General features: G+C 45.2%; 15 protein-coding genes. 12 read left to right on the top strand and 3 right to left on the bottom strand.

Annotated elements, in window-relative coordinates; translation table 11 throughout:
- The first annotated feature begins 5 nt into the window (after positions 1 to 5).
- Entirely contained in the window at positions 6 to 1,964 is a 1,959-nt protein-coding gene (locus BJP58_RS17075; protein ID WP_194539881.1) for a GTP-binding protein, read from the top strand.
- A gap of 337 nt (positions 1,965 to 2,301) precedes the next feature.
- Here BJP58_RS17075 and BJP58_RS17070 read toward each other — a convergent pair whose 3' ends face one another.
- A complete protein-coding gene (locus tag BJP58_RS17070) occupies positions 2,302 to 3,510 on the bottom strand; it encodes an MFS transporter (protein WP_194539880.1) in 1,209 nt (402 codons plus the stop codon).
- Between the two features lie 336 nt (positions 3,511 to 3,846).
- Between BJP58_RS17070 and BJP58_RS17065 the strand changes: the two genes are divergently transcribed.
- The 3 genes from BJP58_RS17065 (at position 3,847) to BJP58_RS17055 (ending at position 8,439) form a co-directional block, all read left to right on the top strand.
- Complete coding sequence (locus tag BJP58_RS17065; RefSeq protein WP_194539879.1) at positions 3,847 to 4,218, top strand: hypothetical protein; 372 nt, start codon at positions 3,847 to 3,849, stop codon at positions 4,216 to 4,218.
- Positions 4,139 to 5,200 carry a DNA alkylation repair protein gene (locus tag BJP58_RS17060; RefSeq protein WP_233354674.1) on the top strand — a complete coding sequence of 354 codons (1,062 nt, stop codon included), beginning with the start codon at positions 4,139 to 4,141 and terminating at the stop codon, positions 5,198 to 5,200. Before BJP58_RS17065 ends, BJP58_RS17060 begins: the two co-directional genes overlap by 80 nt.
- A gap of 725 nt (positions 5,201 to 5,925) precedes the next feature.
- The gene (locus BJP58_RS17055) at positions 5,926 to 8,439 is read left to right on the top strand and encodes a U32 family peptidase (protein WP_194539877.1); all 2,514 of its coding nucleotides are present in this window, start codon (positions 5,926 to 5,928) and stop codon (positions 8,437 to 8,439) included.
- Positions 8,440 to 8,503: 64 nt separating this feature from the next.
- Here BJP58_RS17055 and BJP58_RS17050 read toward each other — a convergent pair whose 3' ends face one another.
- Positions 8,504 to 9,550: an acyltransferase family protein gene (locus BJP58_RS17050; RefSeq protein ID WP_194539876.1), complete on the bottom strand. Its 1,047-nt coding sequence runs from the start codon at positions 9,548 to 9,550 to the stop codon at positions 8,504 to 8,506.
- Positions 9,551 to 9,846: 296 nt separating this feature from the next.
- Between BJP58_RS17050 and galU the strand changes: the two genes are divergently transcribed.
- The gene (gene galU / locus BJP58_RS17045; RefSeq protein WP_194539875.1) at positions 9,847 to 10,719 is read left to right on the top strand and encodes a UTP--glucose-1-phosphate uridylyltransferase GalU; all 873 of its coding nucleotides are present in this window, start codon (positions 9,847 to 9,849) and stop codon (positions 10,717 to 10,719) included.
- A gap of 73 nt (positions 10,720 to 10,792) precedes the next feature.
- Here the strand turns inward: galU and BJP58_RS17040 are convergent, their stop codons facing one another.
- A complete protein-coding gene (locus BJP58_RS17040; RefSeq protein WP_194544750.1) occupies positions 10,793 to 13,252 on the bottom strand; it encodes an O-antigen ligase family protein in 2,460 nt (819 codons plus the stop codon).
- Between the two features lie 96 nt (positions 13,253 to 13,348).
- Here BJP58_RS17040 and BJP58_RS17035 point away from each other — a divergent pair, with 96 nt between their 5' ends.
- The 7 genes from BJP58_RS17035 (at position 13,349) to BJP58_RS17005 (ending at position 21,086) form a co-directional block, all read left to right on the top strand.
- Entirely contained in the window at positions 13,349 to 14,644 is a 1,296-nt protein-coding gene (locus BJP58_RS17035) for a glycosyltransferase (RefSeq protein ID WP_336245459.1), read from the top strand.
- Positions 14,641 to 15,717, top strand: a complete 1,077-nt coding sequence (locus BJP58_RS17030; protein ID WP_194544748.1) for a mannose-1-phosphate guanylyltransferase — start codon at positions 14,641 to 14,643, stop codon at positions 15,715 to 15,717. The genes BJP58_RS17035 and BJP58_RS17030 overlap by 4 nt, the downstream gene beginning before the upstream one ends.
- A 52-nt stretch (positions 15,718 to 15,769) precedes the next feature.
- The gene (gmd, locus tag BJP58_RS17025; RefSeq protein WP_194544747.1) at positions 15,770 to 16,729 is read left to right on the top strand and encodes a GDP-mannose 4,6-dehydratase; all 960 of its coding nucleotides are present in this window, start codon (positions 15,770 to 15,772) and stop codon (positions 16,727 to 16,729) included.
- A 24-nt stretch (positions 16,730 to 16,753) separates the two neighbouring features.
- Positions 16,754 to 17,701, top strand: coding sequence for a GDP-mannose 4,6-dehydratase (locus tag BJP58_RS17020; protein WP_194544746.1), 948 nt, complete (start codon positions 16,754 to 16,756; stop codon positions 17,699 to 17,701).
- Positions 17,702 to 17,902: 201 nt separating this feature from the next.
- Complete coding sequence (locus BJP58_RS17015; protein ID WP_194544745.1) at positions 17,903 to 18,679, top strand: ABC transporter permease; 777 nt, start codon at positions 17,903 to 17,905, stop codon at positions 18,677 to 18,679.
- Between the two features lie 21 nt (positions 18,680 to 18,700).
- The gene (locus tag BJP58_RS17010; RefSeq protein ID WP_194544744.1) at positions 18,701 to 19,954 is read left to right on the top strand and encodes an ABC transporter ATP-binding protein; all 1,254 of its coding nucleotides are present in this window, start codon (positions 18,701 to 18,703) and stop codon (positions 19,952 to 19,954) included.
- A 13-nt stretch (positions 19,955 to 19,967) separates the two neighbouring features.
- Positions 19,968 to 21,086 (top strand): glycosyltransferase family 4 protein, encoded by a 1,119-nt coding sequence (locus BJP58_RS17005; RefSeq protein WP_194544743.1) that lies wholly within the window; start codon positions 19,968 to 19,970, stop codon positions 21,084 to 21,086.
- The last annotated feature ends 1 nt before the right edge of the window (position 21,087 follow it).

The following is a 21,087-nucleotide window of genomic DNA, read 5'->3' as shown; positions in this document are numbered from 1 at the left end:
AGCGGATGAAAAAAACGATAGGCATGTTCGCCCATGTGGATGCAGGAAAAACCACGTTGGCGGAGCAGTTGTTATATATGACCGATACGATTCAGGAGCGCGGCCGCGTGGATCATCAGAGTGCTTTTCTTGATCGACATGACATTGAAAGGGAACGGGGCATCACGGTATTTGCCGATCAGGCCACCATGCATTTTAACGGATCCACTTATTATTTAATCGATACGCCGGGTCACGTCGACTTCTCGCCGGAGATGGAGCGGGCGATTCAAGTCATGGACGCCGCCGTCGTCGTTATAAGTGCCGTGGAAGGTGTCGAAGGGCATACGGAGACGGTATGGCAGTTATTGCGTAAACATGGCGTCCCTACGTTCTTGTTTATTAATAAAATCGACCGGGAAGGCGCGGATGTGGCGCGTGTGTTTGCAGAGATTCGGAGTGAGCTTACCGAAGACGTCTGTATGATCACAGAGGAGGATGTGCTGCACGAAGGCGTAATGAAGTCCTCGGTCATTGAGGCTATCGCGGAGCGGGACGAGAAGCTGCTGGAGCAATATATGGAACAGGGATATGAGGTTTCACGGTGGCTGGATACGATGACCGCGATGATTAGGAAAGGGCAGCTATTCCCCTGCTTCGGCGGATCAGCTCTGCAAAACGTGGGCGTGTCCCATTTCTTGCAGCAGCTGGATCTGCTGACGGTTACGGACTATGATCCCGGGGCTGATTTTGCCGGAAGGGTTTATAAGATTCGCCATGACGAACAGGGCGCAAGGTTAACCTATATCAAGGCCACGGCCGGAACGCTGCGGGTGCGCGACGAAATGACTTATTTCTCCGGAACGGAGACGATCACGGAGAAGGTGACGCATATCCGTTTGATCAATGGGGGGCGCGTGACGAATGTCGATCAGGTGCATGCGGGTGATCTGTTTGTCGTTACGGGTATTTCTTCAGCTGTGGCAGGGGATGGGCTTGGGACTCTGGGTGGTGGCCGGACGGTATATGAGCTTGTACCGACACTGAAGTCGAAGGTGCAATTCGACTCCTCGATTCATCCCAAGGATATGCTGCGCGAATTCCGTCTGCTGGATGCGGAGGATCCTTCCCTGTCTGTGCAGTGGGATGAGCATGCTCAGGCGATCCATATCCATGTGATGGGGATCATTCAGCTTGAAGTGCTGGAACGCATCGTGCTCGAGCGGTTCGGTTACCGGATCACCTTCGGTGAACCGGAGATTCTATATAAAGAGACCATAATGGAAGCCGTCGTAGGCTGTGGTCATTTTGAACCGTTGAAGCATTATGCGGAGGTGCATCTCCGGCTGGAGCCTGGGGAGCGGAACAGCGGCATCGTGTTCGCCAATGCTTGTCATCCCGATGTGCTCCCGGTCAATTATCAGCATCTGGTCGCCCAGCATGTCGGCGAGAGGGATCATCACGGGCTGCTTACAGGCTCACCTATCACGGACATCAAGATTACCCTGCTGAAGGGGCGGGCGCACAACAAGCATACGCACGGCGGGGATTTCAGGGAAGCGACCTACCGTGCGTTACGCCAAGGCCTGGAGAAGGCAGCCAATATGCTTCTAGAGCCTTACTATCACTTCAAGGTAAAGGTGGATGCCGAGTATATCGGACGGTTGATGTCGGATCTGACCCAGGCGAAGGCAAGCTTCGAGCCGCCGGAAACGGCGGGAAACAAAGTGACGGTCACGGGATCGGCTCCCGTATCGACCATGATGAATTACAGCATGGAATTAGCCGCCTACACGAAGGGAAGAGGTGCGATATCCTTGGTTTACGGCGGATATGGCCGGTGCCATAACGAGGCCGAGGTCATTGAACGTAAAGGATACGATAAAAATGCGGACCCGGAATACAGCTCCTCTTCGATATTTTGTGCGAAGGGAAGCGGATATGCGGTGCCGTGGGATGAAGCGGACCGTCATATGCATGTGTAAAGTGGCGAAGGAGAATAGGCGTGCAGGCAAGATGTGCGCGCTAGTGGAATATTCGCCGATTTCATATTGCTCGTGACAAGTGAATGGTGCAGCAATGAATTGAATGATGTGTAGCGAGGCAGAATGCTGCTGTGAAAGGTAATCATGCGTAAGCGAAGCCGTTATTAGCAGGATTAAATATCAATGACATTAATTATGTAATGGAGTATATAGACAATCGAGCGATTATGTTAACGACGTTGGACTATATAAGCACACCCGATGATTCAATTTAAATCCGTAATGAAATGCGCACGCGAGATATGAAATCATCCCGCGTGCGCATCGTAAAGAGATTTTATGAAGAGAGCGATCCTTTTTCAACAGGCTGCTGTCGCGTTGGCCGCATTGTCCAATAAGTAATGGCGGTCGTAATCAGCATTAACACACCAGTCATCAAGAATACCGAATGAATGTTAAAGATGCCGCTGATCATGCCGCCCGCGAGAGGTCCGGCCATCCCGCCAATTTGGTTGGCTGTCTGGTTGAGGCTGAACGCCCGCCCGCGGAATTCGCTTGGCGTATGTTTGACAACAAGGCCGTTGAGTGCCGGGAATACGGCACAGAAGAAGGCGCCGTAAGCAAAGCGGATGGCCGAGAATGCCCAAATGTTGCTGAACAGGATTTGAGCGAGCGATCCGATTCCGCCGGCGAGCAGACCAATCAGCAGCACCTTTTGGAATCCGATTTTGTCAGATAAGCGTCCCCAGCGGGCCGCAAACAGGATGCTGGCGATCCCGACGATGGAGAACACAAAGCCGGCAATCATCGAGGTATGTGATGAAGAGCCGCCGATTTGAGCGATATACAGCGGCAGTACGGGCTCGATCGTCATGACGGAAAACTGCGTCAGCACCGTAAGCATGAGCACGGTCATCAGCGCCTTGTTATGTCCGGCGACCTTAAACGTGTTTATGACGGAGACGCGCTCTTTGCTGGGTACGAATTTCTCTTCCTTGACCCAGAAAATGACAAGCAGCGTGGCTGCGAAGCACAGCATCCCTGCCAATCCGAATGCCATTCGGTTGCTGAACAGGGAGGCCAGGGTGCCTCCGATCATCGGGCCCATGATGCCGCCGGTTGCGGTTGCGGTGGACATCATGGAGAGTGCGTAGCCGACCTTTTTCTCGGGGGTATTGGTGCCTACAATGGCGATTGCACCCGGGATAAAGCCGGAGAGAAGGCCTTGGAGCAGGCGGAGAATCAGCACCTGATACTCATTCGTGACGAACGCCATCAGAATATAGATGACAAAGAGCACCAGCCCCGCGCGGATAATCATCGGTTTGCGTCCATATTTATCCCCGACGGCTCCCCAGAAGGGAGAGGACAAGGCGCCCGCAAAAAAAGCGGAACTGAACAGCAGTCCCGACCACATTTCCGTATGCTTGGTAACGCCGAGCTCAATCAGAAAAAGCGGGAGAAATGGTATGACCATCGAGAAGCTTGATGAAACGATAAATGAGCCGAACCATAGTATCCATAAATTCTTTTTCCAGCTTTCCATGTCTTCTTCATCTCCTGGTGTGCGATTTGTTGTAATCCTTCGAGCTTCGCCTCCTGTCTTTTGAAATGGGATAATGATGTATGTATTACATTTTTAGAGATAGCAAAAGTATGAACTTCGAGACTTGAGTCCTTGTTCGCCGAGAAGCTGCAGGAGTTCCTGCAGGAGAATCCGTAGGTTTACCGTCCTGGAGAAGGCGCTGCGCTTATCTCGAAAGAAAAACTTCCTCTACATGCGGTCTGTCATCTGTGAAGGTACGTCGATAGACGTTTTTCTTGAGAGATAAGAAAGTTGTTCATATATACATTGTGACATCCCAGCAGCGGGAGGCAGGATATGGATAAAGCAAAACGCCCCACTAATTTGGCAAACTGGAATGAACCAGACTGCCGCGCTAAAGCGAAAGGCGTGCAACTTCATCCTACACCACATGTTTTGGATTGGGAAGAGGCGGGGAATGGGGTTGGAGCGGTTGACGGCTCTTTTGGAGATGGGTTGGAACCGCCGGCTTATCGCATAAATAAAGGGCTTTCAGGATTCCATAAGACGTGGATGCAATATCGTAAAAATTATTTTTTTAGGGAGATCTTATATGAGAGAAACGCTGAAGGATCTATATTCAAATACGTTGTTCCAGCAAGTGACCGATCGGTTGAAGGAGGTTTATCCGGCATTCGATTCGAACCGGTTCATGGAGCTGATTCATAATGAAGCCTGGGGACAAGAGGAGTTCAAGCAGCGCATCCGGCATATTACGCTGGCCTTAACGGACACGCTGCCTGCTTCTTACCCGGAAGCCGTTCAGATTCTGAAACAGGTAGCCCCGCATTTTAGAGGCGTGGAATATGTGTTCTTCCCTGACTATGTCGAGGTGAACGGGATGGAGGATCTGGAGACCTCGATGGAGGCTTTGGCGGTATTCACGCATTCTTCCACGGCGGAGTTTGCGGTTCGGCCCTTTATCATCCAGGATCAGGAACGGATGCTGGCTCAGATGATGACATGGGCACAGTCCGATGACGAGCATTTGCGCCGGTTGGCGAGTGAAGGCTGCAGACCACGCCTGCCTTGGGCGTCGCAGCTGCCGGCCCTGATTAAGGATCCGCGTCCGGCGCTGCCGATCCTGGAGCAGTTGAAAGAGGATCCTTCCTTATATGTTAGAAAAAGCGTTGCCAATCACTTGAATGATATCTCCAAGGATCATCCGGAGCTTGTGCTTGAGATCGCCGCCAAATGGTATGGCAAACATCCGTTAACGGATTGGATCGTACGGCATGCGCTGCGTTCGCTCCTTCGGAAGGGTGATATCCGGGCACTGGCCATTTTCGGATATGAGGAGCTTGAAGAGCTGGAGGGTCTTGAGGTGCGCGAGCTGCGGATTAAGCGTTCCGTGATCGCAATGGGGGATGATCTGGAATTCGCTTTTCAGGTGGTCAACGAAACCGGCCATCCGATGGCGCTCCGCATCGATTATGAGATCGATTATATGAAGGCAAGCGGCAAGCTTGCGCCGAAACGTTATAAATGCTCGGACAAGATCTATGCGCCGGGAAGCTGGAAGGTGGAGAAGAAGCAGTCATTTAAACCGATCTCCACGCGTCGTTTCTATTCGGGTGATCACCGTCTTCACATTGTTGTGAACGGCAAGCGGTTGGCGAGCATGGATTTTGTGCTGGAGGGTGCGGAGTAAGAGTAGGAGGGCATGGTGCAGGACGATGTACTGGCAAACTTGAAGGCAGGTCGTGCACTGGCAAACCTGTGATGAAGGAATCCAGGAACCAGTTGACGGTTGGGGCGATTTCGTTCCAACGTTGTGTACATCGTGCGCACGGTGCGTGCTTCGCGGCATGCTTGGATGGCTATCGACCGCTGAGATGTTAAGGAGGTTCTGACGGATACGGATATCAACATGCTGTATCCCAGCTCCCTGATAAAGGTAGGGGGAAGTAATCTCCATATGCAAAAGAAAAGAGATAACACTAGCCCCGCACGGATAATCATCTGCTAGTAGCAGTCGCTGAGGATGATGTGAGGCAAGCCTTCCGATGGGAGGGCTTGTTTATTTTTCTTTTAAAGATGTTATGGCTATGAAGATAACAGGGAGTCAGATCATCACAGGGAGTTTAACGTCCGCGTCCCCACCAAACTAGATAATGAACCGCAGGCAAGCGAAACCGAGTGTGCTATGCGGATTATGGCAACACTATCAAAAGTGTGGAAATCAAGTTAGCAGGTAGAAGAGAAGCCGGACTTTTGGTAAACTAGATAAGTTGAAAAGCTTTCGAAGCATTTACAAAATCAATTGATATAGATGTCGGAGGCCCTGTTCTATGAACATAGAGTATGGCTTGCAGGTTTCAATGAAAGAATAGTAGTACACAGCACGCCGGCTTGAACCGGCCTGGGAGGATATAGATGGACACGAAAGCACTACGAAGAGAAGACGTGGAGCTGCTGGCACCGGCAGGGGATTGGGATTGCATGCGGGCCGCGGTGGCGAACGGGGCGGACGCGATCTTTTTTGGGGTCGAGAAATTTAATGCGCGCGCACGGGCGAACAATTTCCGGATGGACGAGCTGTCCGAGATTATGGCCTTCTTGCACAGTTATGGGGTTAAGGGGTTCCTGACCTTCAATATTCTGGTGTTCGAGAACGAACTGGAGGATGCCAAGGAACTGATCGATGCGTGCGTAGATGCAGGCGTGGATGCGGTGATTGTACAGGATTTGGGTCTGGTAAAAATGATTCGCGAGATTTCCCCGGACTTCCCGATCCATGGTTCTACGCAAATGACGATTACGTCGCCGGAGGCCGTTGAGTTCACGAAGCCGTTCAATATGGAACGTGTCGTATTGGGACGCGAGAACAATCTGAAGCAAATCCAGAAGATCGGGGAGCAGGCGAAGCTTCCAATGGAAGTATTCGTGCATGGTGCGTTGTGCGTGTCCTATTCGGGCCAATGCCTGACTTCCGAAATGTGGGGCGGCCGCTCCGCCAACCGCGGAGAGTGTGCGCAGGCTTGTCGTCTGCCGTACGATCTGATCGTGGATGGCGAGCAGAAACCAATGGGCGACGTCGCCTACTTGCTCTCACCGAAAGATCTGGCTGCGATCGATCTGATGCCGGAGCTGATTGAAGCGGGCGTGACCTCGTTCAAGATTGAGGGCCGGTTGAAGACTCCAGAGTACGTGGCTAACGTTGTGAGCAAGTATCGGAAGGCGATCGACCGGTATTTTGACGGCGAAGATGCGAGACCGAGCAAGGAAGAGGTGCGCGAGCTGCAGCAGAGCTTCTCCCGCGGCTTCACGCATGGCTTCCTGGATGGAACGAACAATAAAAAGCTGGTCGAGGGTACGTTCCCGAAAAGCCGCGGTGTGTACCTCGGCCGGGTGGAGCAAATTCTGCGTGACGGTGTCGTCTGCAAGCTGGATGCGCCGCTGAAGCGTGGAGATGGTATTGTGTTCGATGCCGGCGACCCAACGAAAAAAGAAGAAGGTGGACGCGTCTACGACGTTCGCCGCAAAGGCGTCAAGCTGGAGGGTGAAGCGCAGGAAGGCTGGATCGTCGATATCGTTCCCGGCCGGAGTGACGTGGACCTACGCAAGCTGCATGTCGGCGACCGGATCTGGAAGACCAACGATCCGGCGCTGGATAAGCGCCTCCGTCAGACGTACGAGACGGAGAAGCCGTACCGGGTATTCCCGGTACATGTGCGTATCAGCGGCCGTCCCGGACAGCCGCTGTCGACCTGGTGGACCGATGTGCAGAAGGGCACGACGGTCCAAGTGGATTCGGAGCTGGAACTGGAGATAGCCCAGAAGCGGCCGCTCAGCCAGGAGATCCTGGAGGAGCAGCTTGGCCGCCTGGGCGGAACGGTGTTCCAGCTCGAGGCACTCGACGTCGACCTGTACGGCGACGTCATCGTGCCGATTCGCGAGCTCAACAGCATCCGCCGCCGTGCGGTGGAGCTGCTCGCTGGCGAGCGGCCGAAGCCGCCCGTGTACGTGAAACGGGCGGTGTCGGTGTATGGCGATGCGGCTGTGCCCGCAGCGCCCGTGGCCCGCGGTGAAGCGAAGCTCACCGCGCTGTGCCGCAGCCTCCCGCAGGTTGAGGCTGCGCTTGAGGCCGGCGTCGAGATGATCTACGCCGACTTCGAATTCATCAAGCAGTTCCCGGCAGCGGTGGAAGCCGTGCGTGCAGCCGGCAAACAGATTGCGCTGGCAACGCCGCGCATTCACATGCCGGGCGAGAACGGCTACCACAACAACATCCTGCGCCTCCAGCCGGACGCCGTGCTGGTGCGCAACACCGGTGCGCTGTATTTCTACCTGCGCCACCGGATGGAGAACCCGGGGGCGAAGCATCCCCGGTTGATCGGCGACTTCTCCCTGAACATTGCCAACCACAAGGCGGTTGACCTGTTCCTCGAAGCCGGATGCGACACCGTCACGCCTTCCTATGATCTGAACATCCAGCAGATGGTGGATCTTCTTGGGAAGGCCGACACGTCCAAGATGGAGATCGTCATCCATCAGCATCTGCCGATGTTCCATACCGAGCACTGCGTGTACTGTACGTTCCTCAGCGAAGGAACGGACTTCACGAACTGCGGTCGTCCGTGCGAAGAGAGCCGCGTGTCCCTGCAGGACCGGATCGGCATGTCCCACCCGGTACGGGTCGACGAAGGCTGCCGTAACACCGTCTACAACGCCATCGAGCAATCCGGCGCCGAATACCTGGCCAACTTCATGGAGCTAGGCGTATCCAGCTACCGCGTGGAGTTCCTCGAGGAAACGCCGGAACAAGTCCACGAGGTCATCGATCTCTACAACCGCGCCCTGCGCGGCGAGATCAGCGGCACCCAGGTGTGGAAGAAGCTGAAGGCGACCAACCAGCTTGGCGTAACGCGGGGGCAGTTGGTGAAGTAAGGAAGCAGCACGCGTATTGCGTATATATCGAGCGATTTAATGAATAAGAGGGAGTGATGCCAAGTTAGGCATCACTCTTTTTTGCGTCGGAACGCTTCGTTTCGGCGCGTTCATGGCGGTGCTTGGATCGATAATGGAATAGAAACCCGACGTTCGGCTCGACGATCCAACCGAAGCCGCGTTTGATCCAAGACGAGGATAGCAGCCAAGTCAAGAGGGTGCCGAACAGGATTAGCAGCAGCTTGCCTCCGGTAGACCGGAACGCTTCAAACCAGCTCAGATGCTGCATCGTTTTGACGATGAACCCGTGAAGCAAAAAGACGTACATGGTATTAACCCCACGGGCGGTGAAGGGCGTATCCGACTCCGGAATGAGGGAGAGGACGCATAGTCCCATGATGACGGTGAACGCGTAGGTGATCATTCGGTAGAAGCCTGCATACCACGAGTCCAAGCCGAACTCCAGATAAGGCATTGCTCCGTAGAACCAGCTGGCATCCAGAATTGGCGATAGCATATACAGCAAGACAAATCCGCCAGCGAGCAGGGCAATCGATAGTAGCTGGAAGGATCGAGCCTTGATGGCATCCAGCCATTCCTTTTTGAAAACATATCCGATGAGAAAAAATGGCAGGAAGTACAGCGTGCGCGAAATGCTCGCGTAATAGTCGACATCGATCGAGTACCCGAGCATGATGGACATCGCGAAACAGACGACGAGCGGGTATTTGAGCATCAGCAGGTACGGCAGAAGCATTTTCCAGAGCATCATGCTGAACAGGAACCACAGGATCCAGTTGGGGTAAAAGTACGTGAAATCGAGCCGATCCAAGCCTTGCATGTAATAGTCGAACAGGGTATAGAGCGTCTCGAATATGAAATACGGTACGACCAGTCCCGACAGCAGGCCGACGTATTGTTTGGGGGATTGAATGCATTTGGCAAAATAACCGGCCGCAAAAATAAACAGCGGCATATGAAACGAGTAAATGAACTGATAAATCGCTCCCATTGCTGCTTCGCCGTTAAACGGCTCGATGAGATGCCCCACGACCACCAACAGGATCAGTATGAATTTGAGGTTATCGAAATAGGCGTCTCTCTCTTTCATCAGTAACCAGCTCCTTTGGCTTTTTGGTCCATCGAAGTTTCGTACTAGTATATCGGAGGAGTCTTGGCTATTTCCATGGATAAAACTGGGAGGCGTCATTTCCAGTTATCGGCCCCACCTTGAAAAAGCCACATCAAAACCGATAAGGTAAAGAGAAAGGTAACGCGGCCTAAGCGGCTAAAATCACGGACACTATGCCGCCTGCATCTGATAAAAACTGATTTTATCGATGGGTTGGCCGGACTCATGATACAATGTCATCAATATGGGAGACTTACTGGATTGGAGAAGATAAAATGAACATTCGTAAAGCGATCATACCGGCCGCTGGACTTGGTACGCGTTTCCTGCCAGCCACGAAAGCGATGCCGAAAGAGATGCTTCCCATTGTGGACAAGCCGACCATACAATACATCATCGAGGAAGCGGTCGCTTCCGGCATCGAGGACATTATCATTGTGACGGGTAAGGGGAAGCGGGCGATTGAGGATCATTTTGATTCTTCATTTGAGCTGGAACATAACCTAGCAGAGAAAGGGAAATGGAACCTCCTCGAAGAAGTGCGGAAGCCCTCCAACATGGCAGATATCCATTATATCCGTCAAAAGGAACCTAAGGGGCTGGGTCATGCCATTTGGTGCGCACGCAAGTTCATTGGAGATGAGCCTTTTGCGGTGTTGCTAGGCGATGACATTGTAGAGTCAGAGACTCCATGTCTCAAGCAGATGATGAAGGTATATGATGCCTACCAATCTGCCATTGTAGGCGTTCAGCCGGTATCCTGGGACGAAGTGGATCGTTACGGGATCGTAGATGGACTTCAGAAATCAGAACGAATCTATGAAACATCAAGATTGGTAGAGAAGCCCTCCCGTGCCGAGGCGCCTTCCAATCTGGCCATCATGGGCCGCTATATTTTGCCGCCGGAAATCTTCGATTTGCTGGAGAATCAGGAGGTTGGAAAGAACGGGGAGATCCAACTGACCGATGCGCTCTCCACCTTAGCTCATCGGCGCCCCATCTATGCGTATCATTTTGACGGGATGCGCCATGATGTCGGAGAAAAGCTGGGTTTTATTGAAACCAGTATTCATTATGCATTGCAGCGGGAAGATTTGAGAGAGGATTTACTTGCATATTTAAGCGGTGTTTTGGCTAAAGTTCGGTAAAAGCGATTTGTTACACATAAGAAAAAGGGGCAGTTGGGTAGAAGATTTCTACCACGAACTGCCTCCTTTTTAATTAGAATTGAAGATTAGCAAGTTGTTGAACATTGTCCTTCGCATTCGGATCAACTTGGGTTAGTTTCCCCATAAGGGCATCATCACTCAAGTTTTGTTTTTGCAATGCTGCCAGATACCAACGCACAATCTCCTGTTGGGTTGTCTGTGAGAGATCTTCTTGTATGCCGAGCTTAAGAGTTTCTGATGCTTGCTCTGGTTGATTCATCATGAAGTGCATTTTGCCTGTATGGAGGATCATGTCGGGTGTGTTTTCAAATGAGCGCCCTTGCAATTGACCTTCCGGTAATGTAGCCAAATGCTGAATACCTGTCTGAACCTTGGCAAATGCTTCAGTTGCTTGCTTGAAGTACTTGTCTTTCGTTGCTGCGTCTCCAGCCCCAAGTGCCTTCATCCCTAGATCATAACCTTTATTGATAATCTGTTCGGACCAGCTAATGTCCCATTTAAATTTATAGGCATTATTGATAAGTACTTCATAAGCTTGCTCCGGTTGCTGTTTCATTTCGTAACTTTCAATTAATCGACTAAGCATAGATTTGTTATATGGTTCAGCTTCTAACGCTTTATTTAGTAGATCAACAGATGCGCTATAAAAATTCTCATCTTGATTTTGCTTATATATAGTCTGATAGAGTGATGCGGTTAACAGTACTGAATCGGGATGGCTCGGGCGTATGCTCAGGTCTTTATCAAGGGGAGCCTTAATTTCCTCAAATGAAGAGCTGACCTGAACGATTCTGCCTGCTTCCATTCCAGAGTCGGCAGCTTGTACATACCGGATAGATGTAATCATGACAAGAATACCGCAAAGTCCGACGATTGCACTAAATGCACCTCTGGCAGTTGAATCTTTGAGGCTCCATTTTTTCACTGGCTTATTATCCATTACGGCTGCCATTCCGCCAAGTCCCAGAAATACTAGAATTCCCATGAACACATAACTCATGTTAAAGTCCAAAATACTATGAATCAAAATGGAAAGGACGATGATCAGATAAAGGAAGTGACTATTACGTTCGCCTTCATTTCCTTTGATATAACCGCGAATATACTTGTAGAAAATATACAGGATAAACGACATGAATATCACAAATCCGACAATTCCAACTTCGATCAAGTACTGCAAAAAGAAGTTATGCGCTTGACGGCTTGTATATGGGTTGTTCTGATATTGCTCATAGAGTGAAGCCCATGCTCCGCCTCCGGCTCCGATGATCGGATAGTCAGCCAGCACCTTCATGGCGTCTTTATAGAATGTAAAACGTTCCAGAACACTATGCTGATTAAAGTTAATATTTTCGAGTCGGACGCTGATGTTTTGCGGTAGTATATTTTTCAATCCGGTACCGATGAATAGGAAGATCAGCAAGCCTCCAATGGCAACGGAACCTAGTGGAATCCATAAGTTGGAGGTTTTTTTAACCGACCAATTGTCTAAAGAACGTTCAAGTTTGGGAGCAATAAAACTTTGTATAACCCATCCGAGAATTCCTACAATAGCGGAAACACCAAGCAAAATACCCCAGCCTTTAAGGGCACCAGTGCTGCTAAAGGCTTCATTTAACTTCAACCCTAACTCTGTTACTGGTTTGGAAATGATCAGTGAAGTCACGCCTGCTATACTGCAGTATAGGATCCACAATAATTGCTTAGCTGGCTTCAGGAATAGGAGTAACAAAACAAACACAACAGGTAACATCACCAGACCGCCCCGAGATAACGTCAAGAGCAGCGATACGATGATGGGTACCAACATGAAGCTATGAAAGGCTTGACCGTACCATTTTCGAGAAGTCGTAACGAAAAAGACTGCCGCGAAAAGGAATGCCATGAGAAAAGCGGCATAAGTATTCGCGTACTGGAACACCGAAGTCAGACGCAGACCGTTAGAGTCAGTCATGACGGCATGGGTATACGTGCCGTTTAAAACGGTATTGGAAAACCATTTCGCAATGGCGCCCGCTGTCTTGCCTTGGCCAAACCAGTTGAGTAAGCCGAATCCCACGATCAGATAAGAAACCGTCATAATCGTGATTTGAATCATTCGATTCCCCAAATTCTCGCGTAACACATATAATCCGATGATAAACATTATGGCGTAGATACAATTGATGATGACCATATTCATGGCAAGAACATGGGAGGCGGCGCTAATGAGTGAGAGTATGTAAGTTAGGGGGAGTAAAAGTACACCCACGGCCAGCCAATCTTTTTGATCTTTTAATTGGATGCTTTTATAAGAATGAGCAATCCAGAGAAATAGTAGTAGACAAGCCAAGATAGCTGCCCAGAAAATCGGTTTCTCAAATACTAACATTTGTCCGTTAAATAGAGCCGTCTGGAATGGCGTCCATGCTAGAAACAGAATTATTCCTGATATTAACACCCAAAACAAAACCGATCTCGTCTCACCTTTTCTCGACGTGGCGGCTTTTTTACCGTATACTGGATTCGACAACGTAATTAGCTCCTTTTCTTGTAGATACGACAATATTCTAGCATAATGAGAGGAATGGGGCTAGATTCCTGTTCTACGTATATTTGTTATCCGGTGGTGTTGTATATTAAAAGAGTAATATATCAATTTACATATAAGTTAGCAGTATTAACAAAGCCCCTTATAACTCGCTTGTTATCTCCTGGCTTTAGGCAAAGAGTGAAAAGGGCGCTTTTGAAGAAGGCTTATCCTCTAGAAAAGAGTCAAGATCAAAGTTACGGCAATAACCTGGAAAAGGGTGTTAATCTACTGGGCTATTCACGTGCGGAGATGGGGATTGGAGAATCATGTCGAATAGCTGCTAATAGTATGGATTCCGCGGGTATCCCTTTTGGAATTATTAATTTCAAGGGCACGAATAGTGCTAGAATGTCTGACCTTACATGGTTGTCGAAGGAAATTGGAGAACCTAAATACAACATTAACTTATTTCATGTTAATGCCGAACAAATGATGGAGGTCTACGCTCAATATGGAAATTCCTTGTTCCAAAATCGATATAATATCGGTTTTTGGCATTGGGAGTTACCGGATTTTCCAGATGAATGGCTAGAGGCTTTTGAACTTGTTGATGAAATCTGGGTTCCTTCTACATTTGTGGCAGATTCAATAGCTTTGAAAAGCCCAGTCCCTGTGGTGAAAATGCCGCACTCCATTCAGGTTGGTATAAATGAAGCTCGTAATAGGGAGTTCTTTGGTCTGCCCGATGGAGTCTTCCTGTTTTTATCTATGTATGATGTTAAGAGTTATCAAGAACGTAAAAACCCTAAGGCCGTGATAAAAGCGTTTAAAGCAGCCTTTGAGCCTGACGATCGATCAGTTGGATTGGTACTGAAAGTAAACTCATATAATAGCGGTAAAGCTGAACTGGACGAACTTTTGGAACTTACTAGTGATTATAAGAATATTTATTTGATTAAAGATACAATTAGCCGAAATGATATAAATGCCTTGCTTTCAGTTATAGACTGCTTTGTGTCTCTGCATCGAAGTGAAGGATTTGGCTTGGGGCTTGCAGAGGCCATGTATCTCGGGAAGCCGGTTATTGGGACAAATTGGTCTTCAAATATTGACTTTATGAATAGTACTAACTCGTGTTTAGTTAGATATAGCCTTATTAACGTCGGGAATGATCATGGTCCATATAAAGCCTATCAACATTGGGCGGATCCGGACATTGATCATGCAAGTGATTATATGAAACGCCTGGTTAATAACTCGGATTTCTATAACTCGGTTGCAAGTAAAGGGGAGGCTTTTATCAAAGAATATTATTCTCCGAAAGCTATTGGCTCATTAATACAAAAGAGACTTGAATATATTAACTTCTGGAAATTTGGGGGAGCGAAATGACAATAACCTGTGTAATTATGGCTGGTGGAAAAGGTGAAAGGTTTTGGCCAAAGAGTCGGACTAATTTGCCAAAGCAATTTTTAAATATATCAGGTAATAAATCGATGATTCAGCAATCTATACATAGATTAGAGAAACTCGTAGATATCAGCCAAATTTTCATTGTAACCAACGAGTTATACGCTGAACTTTTAAAGGCACAAATTCCGCATTTACCAAACAGCAATATCATTATTGAACCAGTGGGGCGAAATACAGCACCGTGTGTTGGGTTAGCTTCGATCGTCATTGAGGAAAAATTCCCTGACAGTACCATGGTTGTTATTCCATCCGACCATATTATCGAGAATGACGAAGGATTTATTAAAATTATCAAAACTGCTGTTGATGTTGCTCAAGAGGGGTCGAATCTTGTTACACTAGGTATTAAACCTACCTACCCAGAAACTGGATATGGTTATATTGAAAGTTCTGGTGAATCCACGCAATTAAATGATCTAGATATAATAAAAGTTAGTAAGTTTGTTGAGAAACCTGACACTGAGACAGCTCAATCTTATCTTAAGTCTGGAAATTATTATTGGAATAGCGGCATTTTTGTATGGAAAGTTAGCGTGATTCGGAATTATATTAAAGAACTGATGCCTGATATGCATGATGTTCTAGAGACCATGAAGGCTACTTTTGACTTTCCAGAGCGTGATGAAACTATCAAAAGCGAGTTTTCTAAAATGCCAGATCAATCTATTGATTACGGGATTATGGAGAAGGTTAGCAATATATACATGATCCCTTGTGTTTTTGGTTGGGATGATGTCGGAAGCTGGACAGCCCTTGAACGTATTAATGATCTTGATGAGGATGGTAATGTTATTAAAGGTAACATCCTGAATTTAGATACTAAGCGATGCATTATTGAAAGCAATGGGAAGTTAATTGCGACGCTTGGAATTGAGGACTTAATAATAGTAGATACAGAAGATGTAACTCTTATATGCACAAAGGATAAAGCTCAGGAGGTCAAGTTGCTACTAAAGGAACTAAGAAACCAAAAAAGGGAACAGTATCTCTAAACTAAATTGGAATATATTACTAAATGAACTTAAAAAGGAGAATTATTAAATCATGAATAAAAAAGCGCTAATTACAGGCATTACTGGACAAGACGGATCATATTTGGCTGAGCTTCTGCTCTCCAAGGGATATAAAGTTTATGGATTACGAAGAAGAACGAGCGTTCCAATTCTTGAAAACATTGAACATATCAAAAATGAAATCGAATTTATCGAAGGTGATTTGTTAGATCAGGGATCTCTTATTAATGCAGTGAAAAAATCTAATCCAGATGAAGTGTATAACTTAGCGGCGCAATCCTTTGTTGCAACCTCTTGGGATCAACCCGTACTCACGGGACAAGCAACCGGTATGGGAGTAACTAATATGTTAGAAGCAGTACGAATTGTAAAGCCAGAGGCTAGGTTTTATCAAGCTTCTAGCAGTGAAATGTTTGGTAAAGTAGTTGAAACCCCTCAAAAAGAAACAACTCCGTTCTACCCAAGAAGCCCATATGGTGTGGCGAAGGTATACGGCCATTGGATTACAGTGAATTATAGAGAAAGTTACAATATGTTTGCTTGTTCAGGTATTCTCTTTAATCATGAATCACCTCGTCGTGGTGTTGAATTTGTTACGCGGAAGGTTACAGACGCAGTGGCTAGAATTAAGTTGGGACTTCAAAGTGAGCTTCGTATGGGGAACCTAGATGCGAAAAGAGACTGGGGATTTGCTGGAGATTATGTTAAAGCAATGTGGCTGATGCTTCAACAGGAAACACCAGAAGATTACGTTATTTCAACAGGTGAAACACACACGGTTGAAGAATTAGTTGAGATTGCCTTTAGTCATGTCGGTCTTAACTGGAGAGATTATGTGGTTATTGACCAGAAGTTTGTGAGACCGGCTGAGGTTGATCTGCTATTAGGTGACTGTTCTAAAGCTAAGAGTAAGCTCGGATGGGAACTAGAAGTCGGTTTTGAACAGTTGGTGAAGATGATGGTGGATAGTGATCTTAACAGACTAAAATAAGCCTCAACTAAAGGTGGTTAAGCTATGAAAGCCTTGATTACAGGCGTTAACGGTTTTGTAGGTAGGCATTTGGAAGATTACCTGCTCTCCCAGCAGATTGAAGTTTGGGGGACCAGCCGAAGTGTTAATCACGAGCAAGATCATTTAAACAGGGTTCAGCTTGATTTTAATCAAGAGGAAGCCATTGTTCAATTGCTGAATACTATAAAACCTGATCTAATCTTCCATTTAGCAGCTCAAAGTTCGGTGGCAAAGTCCTGGGTACAAGTGTCCAGGACTTTGGATGCTAACGTTACCAATACTGCATTATTTTATGACGCCATCAAACAATCCGAAATATCCGATACAGTAAAAATTCTTTCTATTGGATCTTCAGAGGAATATGGGATTGTATCTAAGGAGAACATCCCAATTTCGGAAACAGACTCTCTTAATCCTACAAATCCTTATGGAATTTCAAAGGTTACTCAGTATATGCTGGCTAAATTTTATTCATCACTTGGTCTACATATTGTTCATGTAAGGCCATTTAATCATATCGGGCCAGGGCAGAAATTGGGATTTGTTGCTTCTGACTTCTCCTATCAAATTGCTAAGATAGAGTTAGGCTTAATAGATCCTGTTATAAAAGTTGGTAATCTGTCTGCGAAAAGGGATTTCCTTGATGTTAGAGATATCGTTAGGGCGTATGGACAAATAATAATGGAGGGGGTATCGGGAGAAGTTTATAATATATGCTCTGGAGAACCTATCGAGATATCTACTATACTTAGTACTTTAGTAAGTTTATCAAAATTAAGAATAGAAGTTATAACTGATCAAAGCTTGTTAAGAGATGTCGATATTCCTCTGTATGTAGGTTCAAACAGAAAAATTAAAAATATTATTGATTGGAAACAAGAAATTCCAATAGACAGAACCCTGCTTGAAGTTTTGAACTTTTGGCGCGGGAAAATACAAATCGTTGAATGAGAATTGTTGTCTCAAATTTAATTATTTTTATGAGATAAGTTTATAATAACAAAATTTAGGATGTTTTTTGTTTATAGATTGTTGGTTTAAAATATATATTTATATAGAGATGATTTTCACTTTAAAGTGAAATAAAAGTGCAAAATCGCTTTATTGTTATTAATTATTTTTAAGCAGAATGAAGGATAAGGTGAGTTTGCTATGTTTTATCGCTTGCAAGAGGTTTATCGTTATAGGCAAATGCTTAAGAGCATGGTACTTACTGATTTAAGAACAAGATATAAAGGATCAGTTCTTGGTTTTCTATGGACATTTATTAATCCATTATTGATGCTTGTTATTTATTCACTAGTATTTTCGTCTATAATGAGAATGAATATTGATAATTATCCTATGTTTCTTTTTGTAGCAATATTACCGTGGATATTTTTCTCTACTTCTCTTCAGAGTAGTGCAGCAGTTGTATTGAGAAACAATAGCTTAGTTAAAAAAATATATTTCCCTAGGGAGATTTTACCTATATCGGTAGTTATCGGGGGAGTTATTAACTACTTGTTTGGGTTAGTTATATTGATTCCGGCTTTATTAATATTTGGAGTGAAAATCAGCCATGCTATACTTCTATTCCCAATTGTACTAATTATACATGCATTTATCACTCTCGGTCTCTCATTTGTAGTTGCTTCTATAAATATTTTCTTTAGAGATTTAGAACATATCCTTTCATTCTTACTGCAATTCCTTTTTTACTTAACGCCGATTATTTTTAGCTTGGATTATATTCCTGAAAAGTTTCAATATTTGTTTAAATTAAACCCATTGTCTTACATTATTGAGGCTTATCGAGATATATTTTTTTACGGTGTCCTCCCACAAATGGATAAGCTTGGACTCTATGCTCTTGTCTCTATCCTTATATTAATTGGAGGTTGGTTTATATATCATATTTTACAACGTAAATTTGCTGAGGAAATATAACGCATATTAGGGTGTGATGAAATGGTCTCTATTAAAGTCAAGAATCTTTCAAAAGTCTTCATTTTAAATAAAAACAAGAGAACTACTTTAAAAGAAAAAATAATTATTCGAAAAACATCCTCAAAAGAAGAGTACTGGGCGTTAAAAAATGTGAATTGTCAAATTGATGCGGGGAAAACTGTAGGTATTATTGGACGTAATGGATCTGGCAAGAGTACTCTTCTAAAAATGATGACGAAAATTATGTATCCTACTAAAGGTAGTATTGAGGTAAATGGGAAAGTGTCAAGTTTGTTAGAATTAGGTGCAGGATTCCACCCGGACTTTACTGGAAGAGAAAATATTTATATGAATGCATCAATTCTAGGATTTACTAAACGAGAGATAGATAAGATGGTTGATGATATCATTATGTTTTCTGAACTTGAAGACTTTATCGACAATCCTTTACGTAGCTATTCTTCAGGTATGTATATGAGGTTGGCTTTTTCTGTAGCAATAACTGTAAATCCAGATATCTTATTAATTGATGAGATTCTTTCTGTCGGAGATACAGCGTTTCAAAGAAAATGTATAAATCGTCTTAAAGAGTTGAAAAAGCAAAATAAAACAATAGTAATTGTATCGCACGATAATACTACTCTTGAGAATATGTGTGATGAGGTAATCTGGTTGAAGTATGGTGAAGTTTATAAAATAGGACCGGCTAAAGAGGTTATTCGAGAATATTTAGACTATCTAGAAGGGGAAGAGGGGGATAAGCATAACAATCAGCAACTACGAGATAATAAATCTCTTGTTAATTCAAATTTAGTGCAGGAAAGTCCTAAGGGGCACGTATTGAGTGGAACATCTAGTAGATGGGGAAATGGTAAAGTTCGAATTAATGGTATTAATATATTCAATCACAATAATGAAGAAAGTTATTCATTTAAAAGTGGTGACCGTGTATTAATCAAAGTTGACTATGCTATGCATGAAATTGTTGAAGATATTGTTTTTGGTTTTATGTTAACTACTATTGATGGTATAAACTGCTATGGATCTAACACTCGAATTGATGATTTTAATGGGAAATTTAAGTCCAAAGGAACTATAATTTGTCAATTTGATCAACTCCCCTTGGTAGCTGGTAAATATATGCTTGACTTTGCATTTCATCAAATAGACGGTACAGCCTATGACTATTATTCTAGAGCTGTCTCAATACATGTGTCCTCATCAGTGTTAGATATAGGCATTGCTAAAATACCGCACCAATGGTTGATTGAGTAGAAGGGAAACGAGAATGAGAATTATTATGGACGGTATGCCATTGCTAGGAAGAAAGACCGGGATTGGATATTATGTTGAAAATTTATATAACAATCTAAGTAGATTTAATGAACTGAATTTGGAGTTATTATGTAATGGTATTGGATTTTCGAAAAGTATAGATGTGGATAACTACACATTAAGAAAAGCTCCTTTTCCATATGATTTATATCGTACTAAATCCAACAATAAATTACTATACAATACCTTCCAAATCGAAACATTTATTGGAAGGTTTGATGTTTTTCATGGAACTAATTATGTTCTGCTACCTACACGAAGAGCAAAGAAGGTAGTTACTATTCACGATCTTTCCTTTATAAAACACCCTGAATTTGTACCAAAATCTATTGTAGACCATCATACAGAGTGGTCAAAGTATGCTGCAAATGAAAGTGATCTAATTATTGTTGATTCATTCAGTACCGGAAAGGATCTTCAACAATATTTTGGGGTCAAGGAATCTAAAATTGTGTGCATCCATTTAGCTGCATCCCCTAATTACTGTTTAAGGAAACCTGAGAATGTAGAGTATATTAGAGGTGTATATGGTTTGCCATCTAAGTTTATTTTGTTTGTCGGGACTATTGAAATGAGGAAAAATGTAATAAATATGATAAAGGCTTATGCGGAAGCAAGGAACAAATATCAAATTGAACATAAACTTGTTTTGATTGGTGGGAAAGGGCTTGGTTATGATGAAGTACTTCATACAGTCACACAACTGAAATTAGAAAATTATGTTCTTTTTCCTGGATATATAAAAGAAAACGATCTCCCAAAGATATACAATCTGGCTTCGCTATTTATATATATATCTATCTATGAAGGCTTTGGCCTTCCAGTGCTAGAGGCAATGCAGTCAGGTATTCCAGTCATAACGTCGAATTGCTCTTCTTTACCTGAGGTTGTAGAACAAGCGGGCATTCAAACGGACCCTTATGATGTTAATGAGATTGCCTTAGAAATTGCAAGAGTAATACAGGACGAAGAAATTCGAAGTGATTTAATTGCCAAAGGCTTAAAGCAGGCTGCAAAGTTTTCATGGGAAAGTACTGCTTCGAAAACTTACGAGGTATATAAGGGATTATAGG

Origin of the sequence: Paenibacillus sp. JZ16, assembly GCF_015326965.1 — a bacterium.
Classification (GTDB): Bacteria; Bacillota; Bacilli; order Paenibacillales; family Paenibacillaceae; genus Paenibacillus_AQ.
The sequence above is the reverse complement of the archived record's forward strand: the minus strand, read 5'-3'. Positions and strand labels throughout refer to the sequence as shown.

What these genes read in the sequence shown, in the direction of transcription:
- BJP58_RS17075 (WP_194539881.1), top strand. Translation starts at nt 6, where the DNA reads ATGAAAAAAACGATAGGCATGTTCGCCCATGTGGATGCAGGAAAAACC.
- BJP58_RS17070 (WP_194539880.1), bottom strand. Translation starts at nt 3,510, where the DNA reads ATGGAAAGCTGGAAAAAGAATTTATGGATACTATGGTTCGGCTCATTT.
- BJP58_RS17065 (WP_194539879.1), top strand. Translation starts at nt 3,847, where the DNA reads ATGGATAAAGCAAAACGCCCCACTAATTTGGCAAACTGGAATGAACCA.
- BJP58_RS17055 (WP_194539877.1), top strand. Translation starts at nt 5,926, where the DNA reads ATGGACACGAAAGCACTACGAAGAGAAGACGTGGAGCTGCTGGCACCG.
- BJP58_RS17050 (WP_194539876.1), bottom strand. Translation starts at nt 9,550, where the DNA reads ATGAAAGAGAGAGACGCCTATTTCGATAACCTCAAATTCATACTGATC.
- galU (WP_194539875.1), top strand. Translation starts at nt 9,847, where the DNA reads ATGAACATTCGTAAAGCGATCATACCGGCCGCTGGACTTGGTACGCGT.
- BJP58_RS17030 (WP_194544748.1), top strand. Translation starts at nt 14,641, where the DNA reads ATGACAATAACCTGTGTAATTATGGCTGGTGGAAAAGGTGAAAGGTTT.
- gmd (WP_194544747.1), top strand. Translation starts at nt 15,770, where the DNA reads ATGAATAAAAAAGCGCTAATTACAGGCATTACTGGACAAGACGGATCA.
- BJP58_RS17020 (WP_194544746.1), top strand. Translation starts at nt 16,754, where the DNA reads ATGAAAGCCTTGATTACAGGCGTTAACGGTTTTGTAGGTAGGCATTTG.
- BJP58_RS17015 (WP_194544745.1), top strand. Translation starts at nt 17,903, where the DNA reads ATGTTTTATCGCTTGCAAGAGGTTTATCGTTATAGGCAAATGCTTAAG.
- BJP58_RS17010 (WP_194544744.1), top strand. Translation starts at nt 18,701, where the DNA reads ATGGTCTCTATTAAAGTCAAGAATCTTTCAAAAGTCTTCATTTTAAAT.
- BJP58_RS17005 (WP_194544743.1), top strand. Translation starts at nt 19,968, where the DNA reads ATGAGAATTATTATGGACGGTATGCCATTGCTAGGAAGAAAGACCGGG.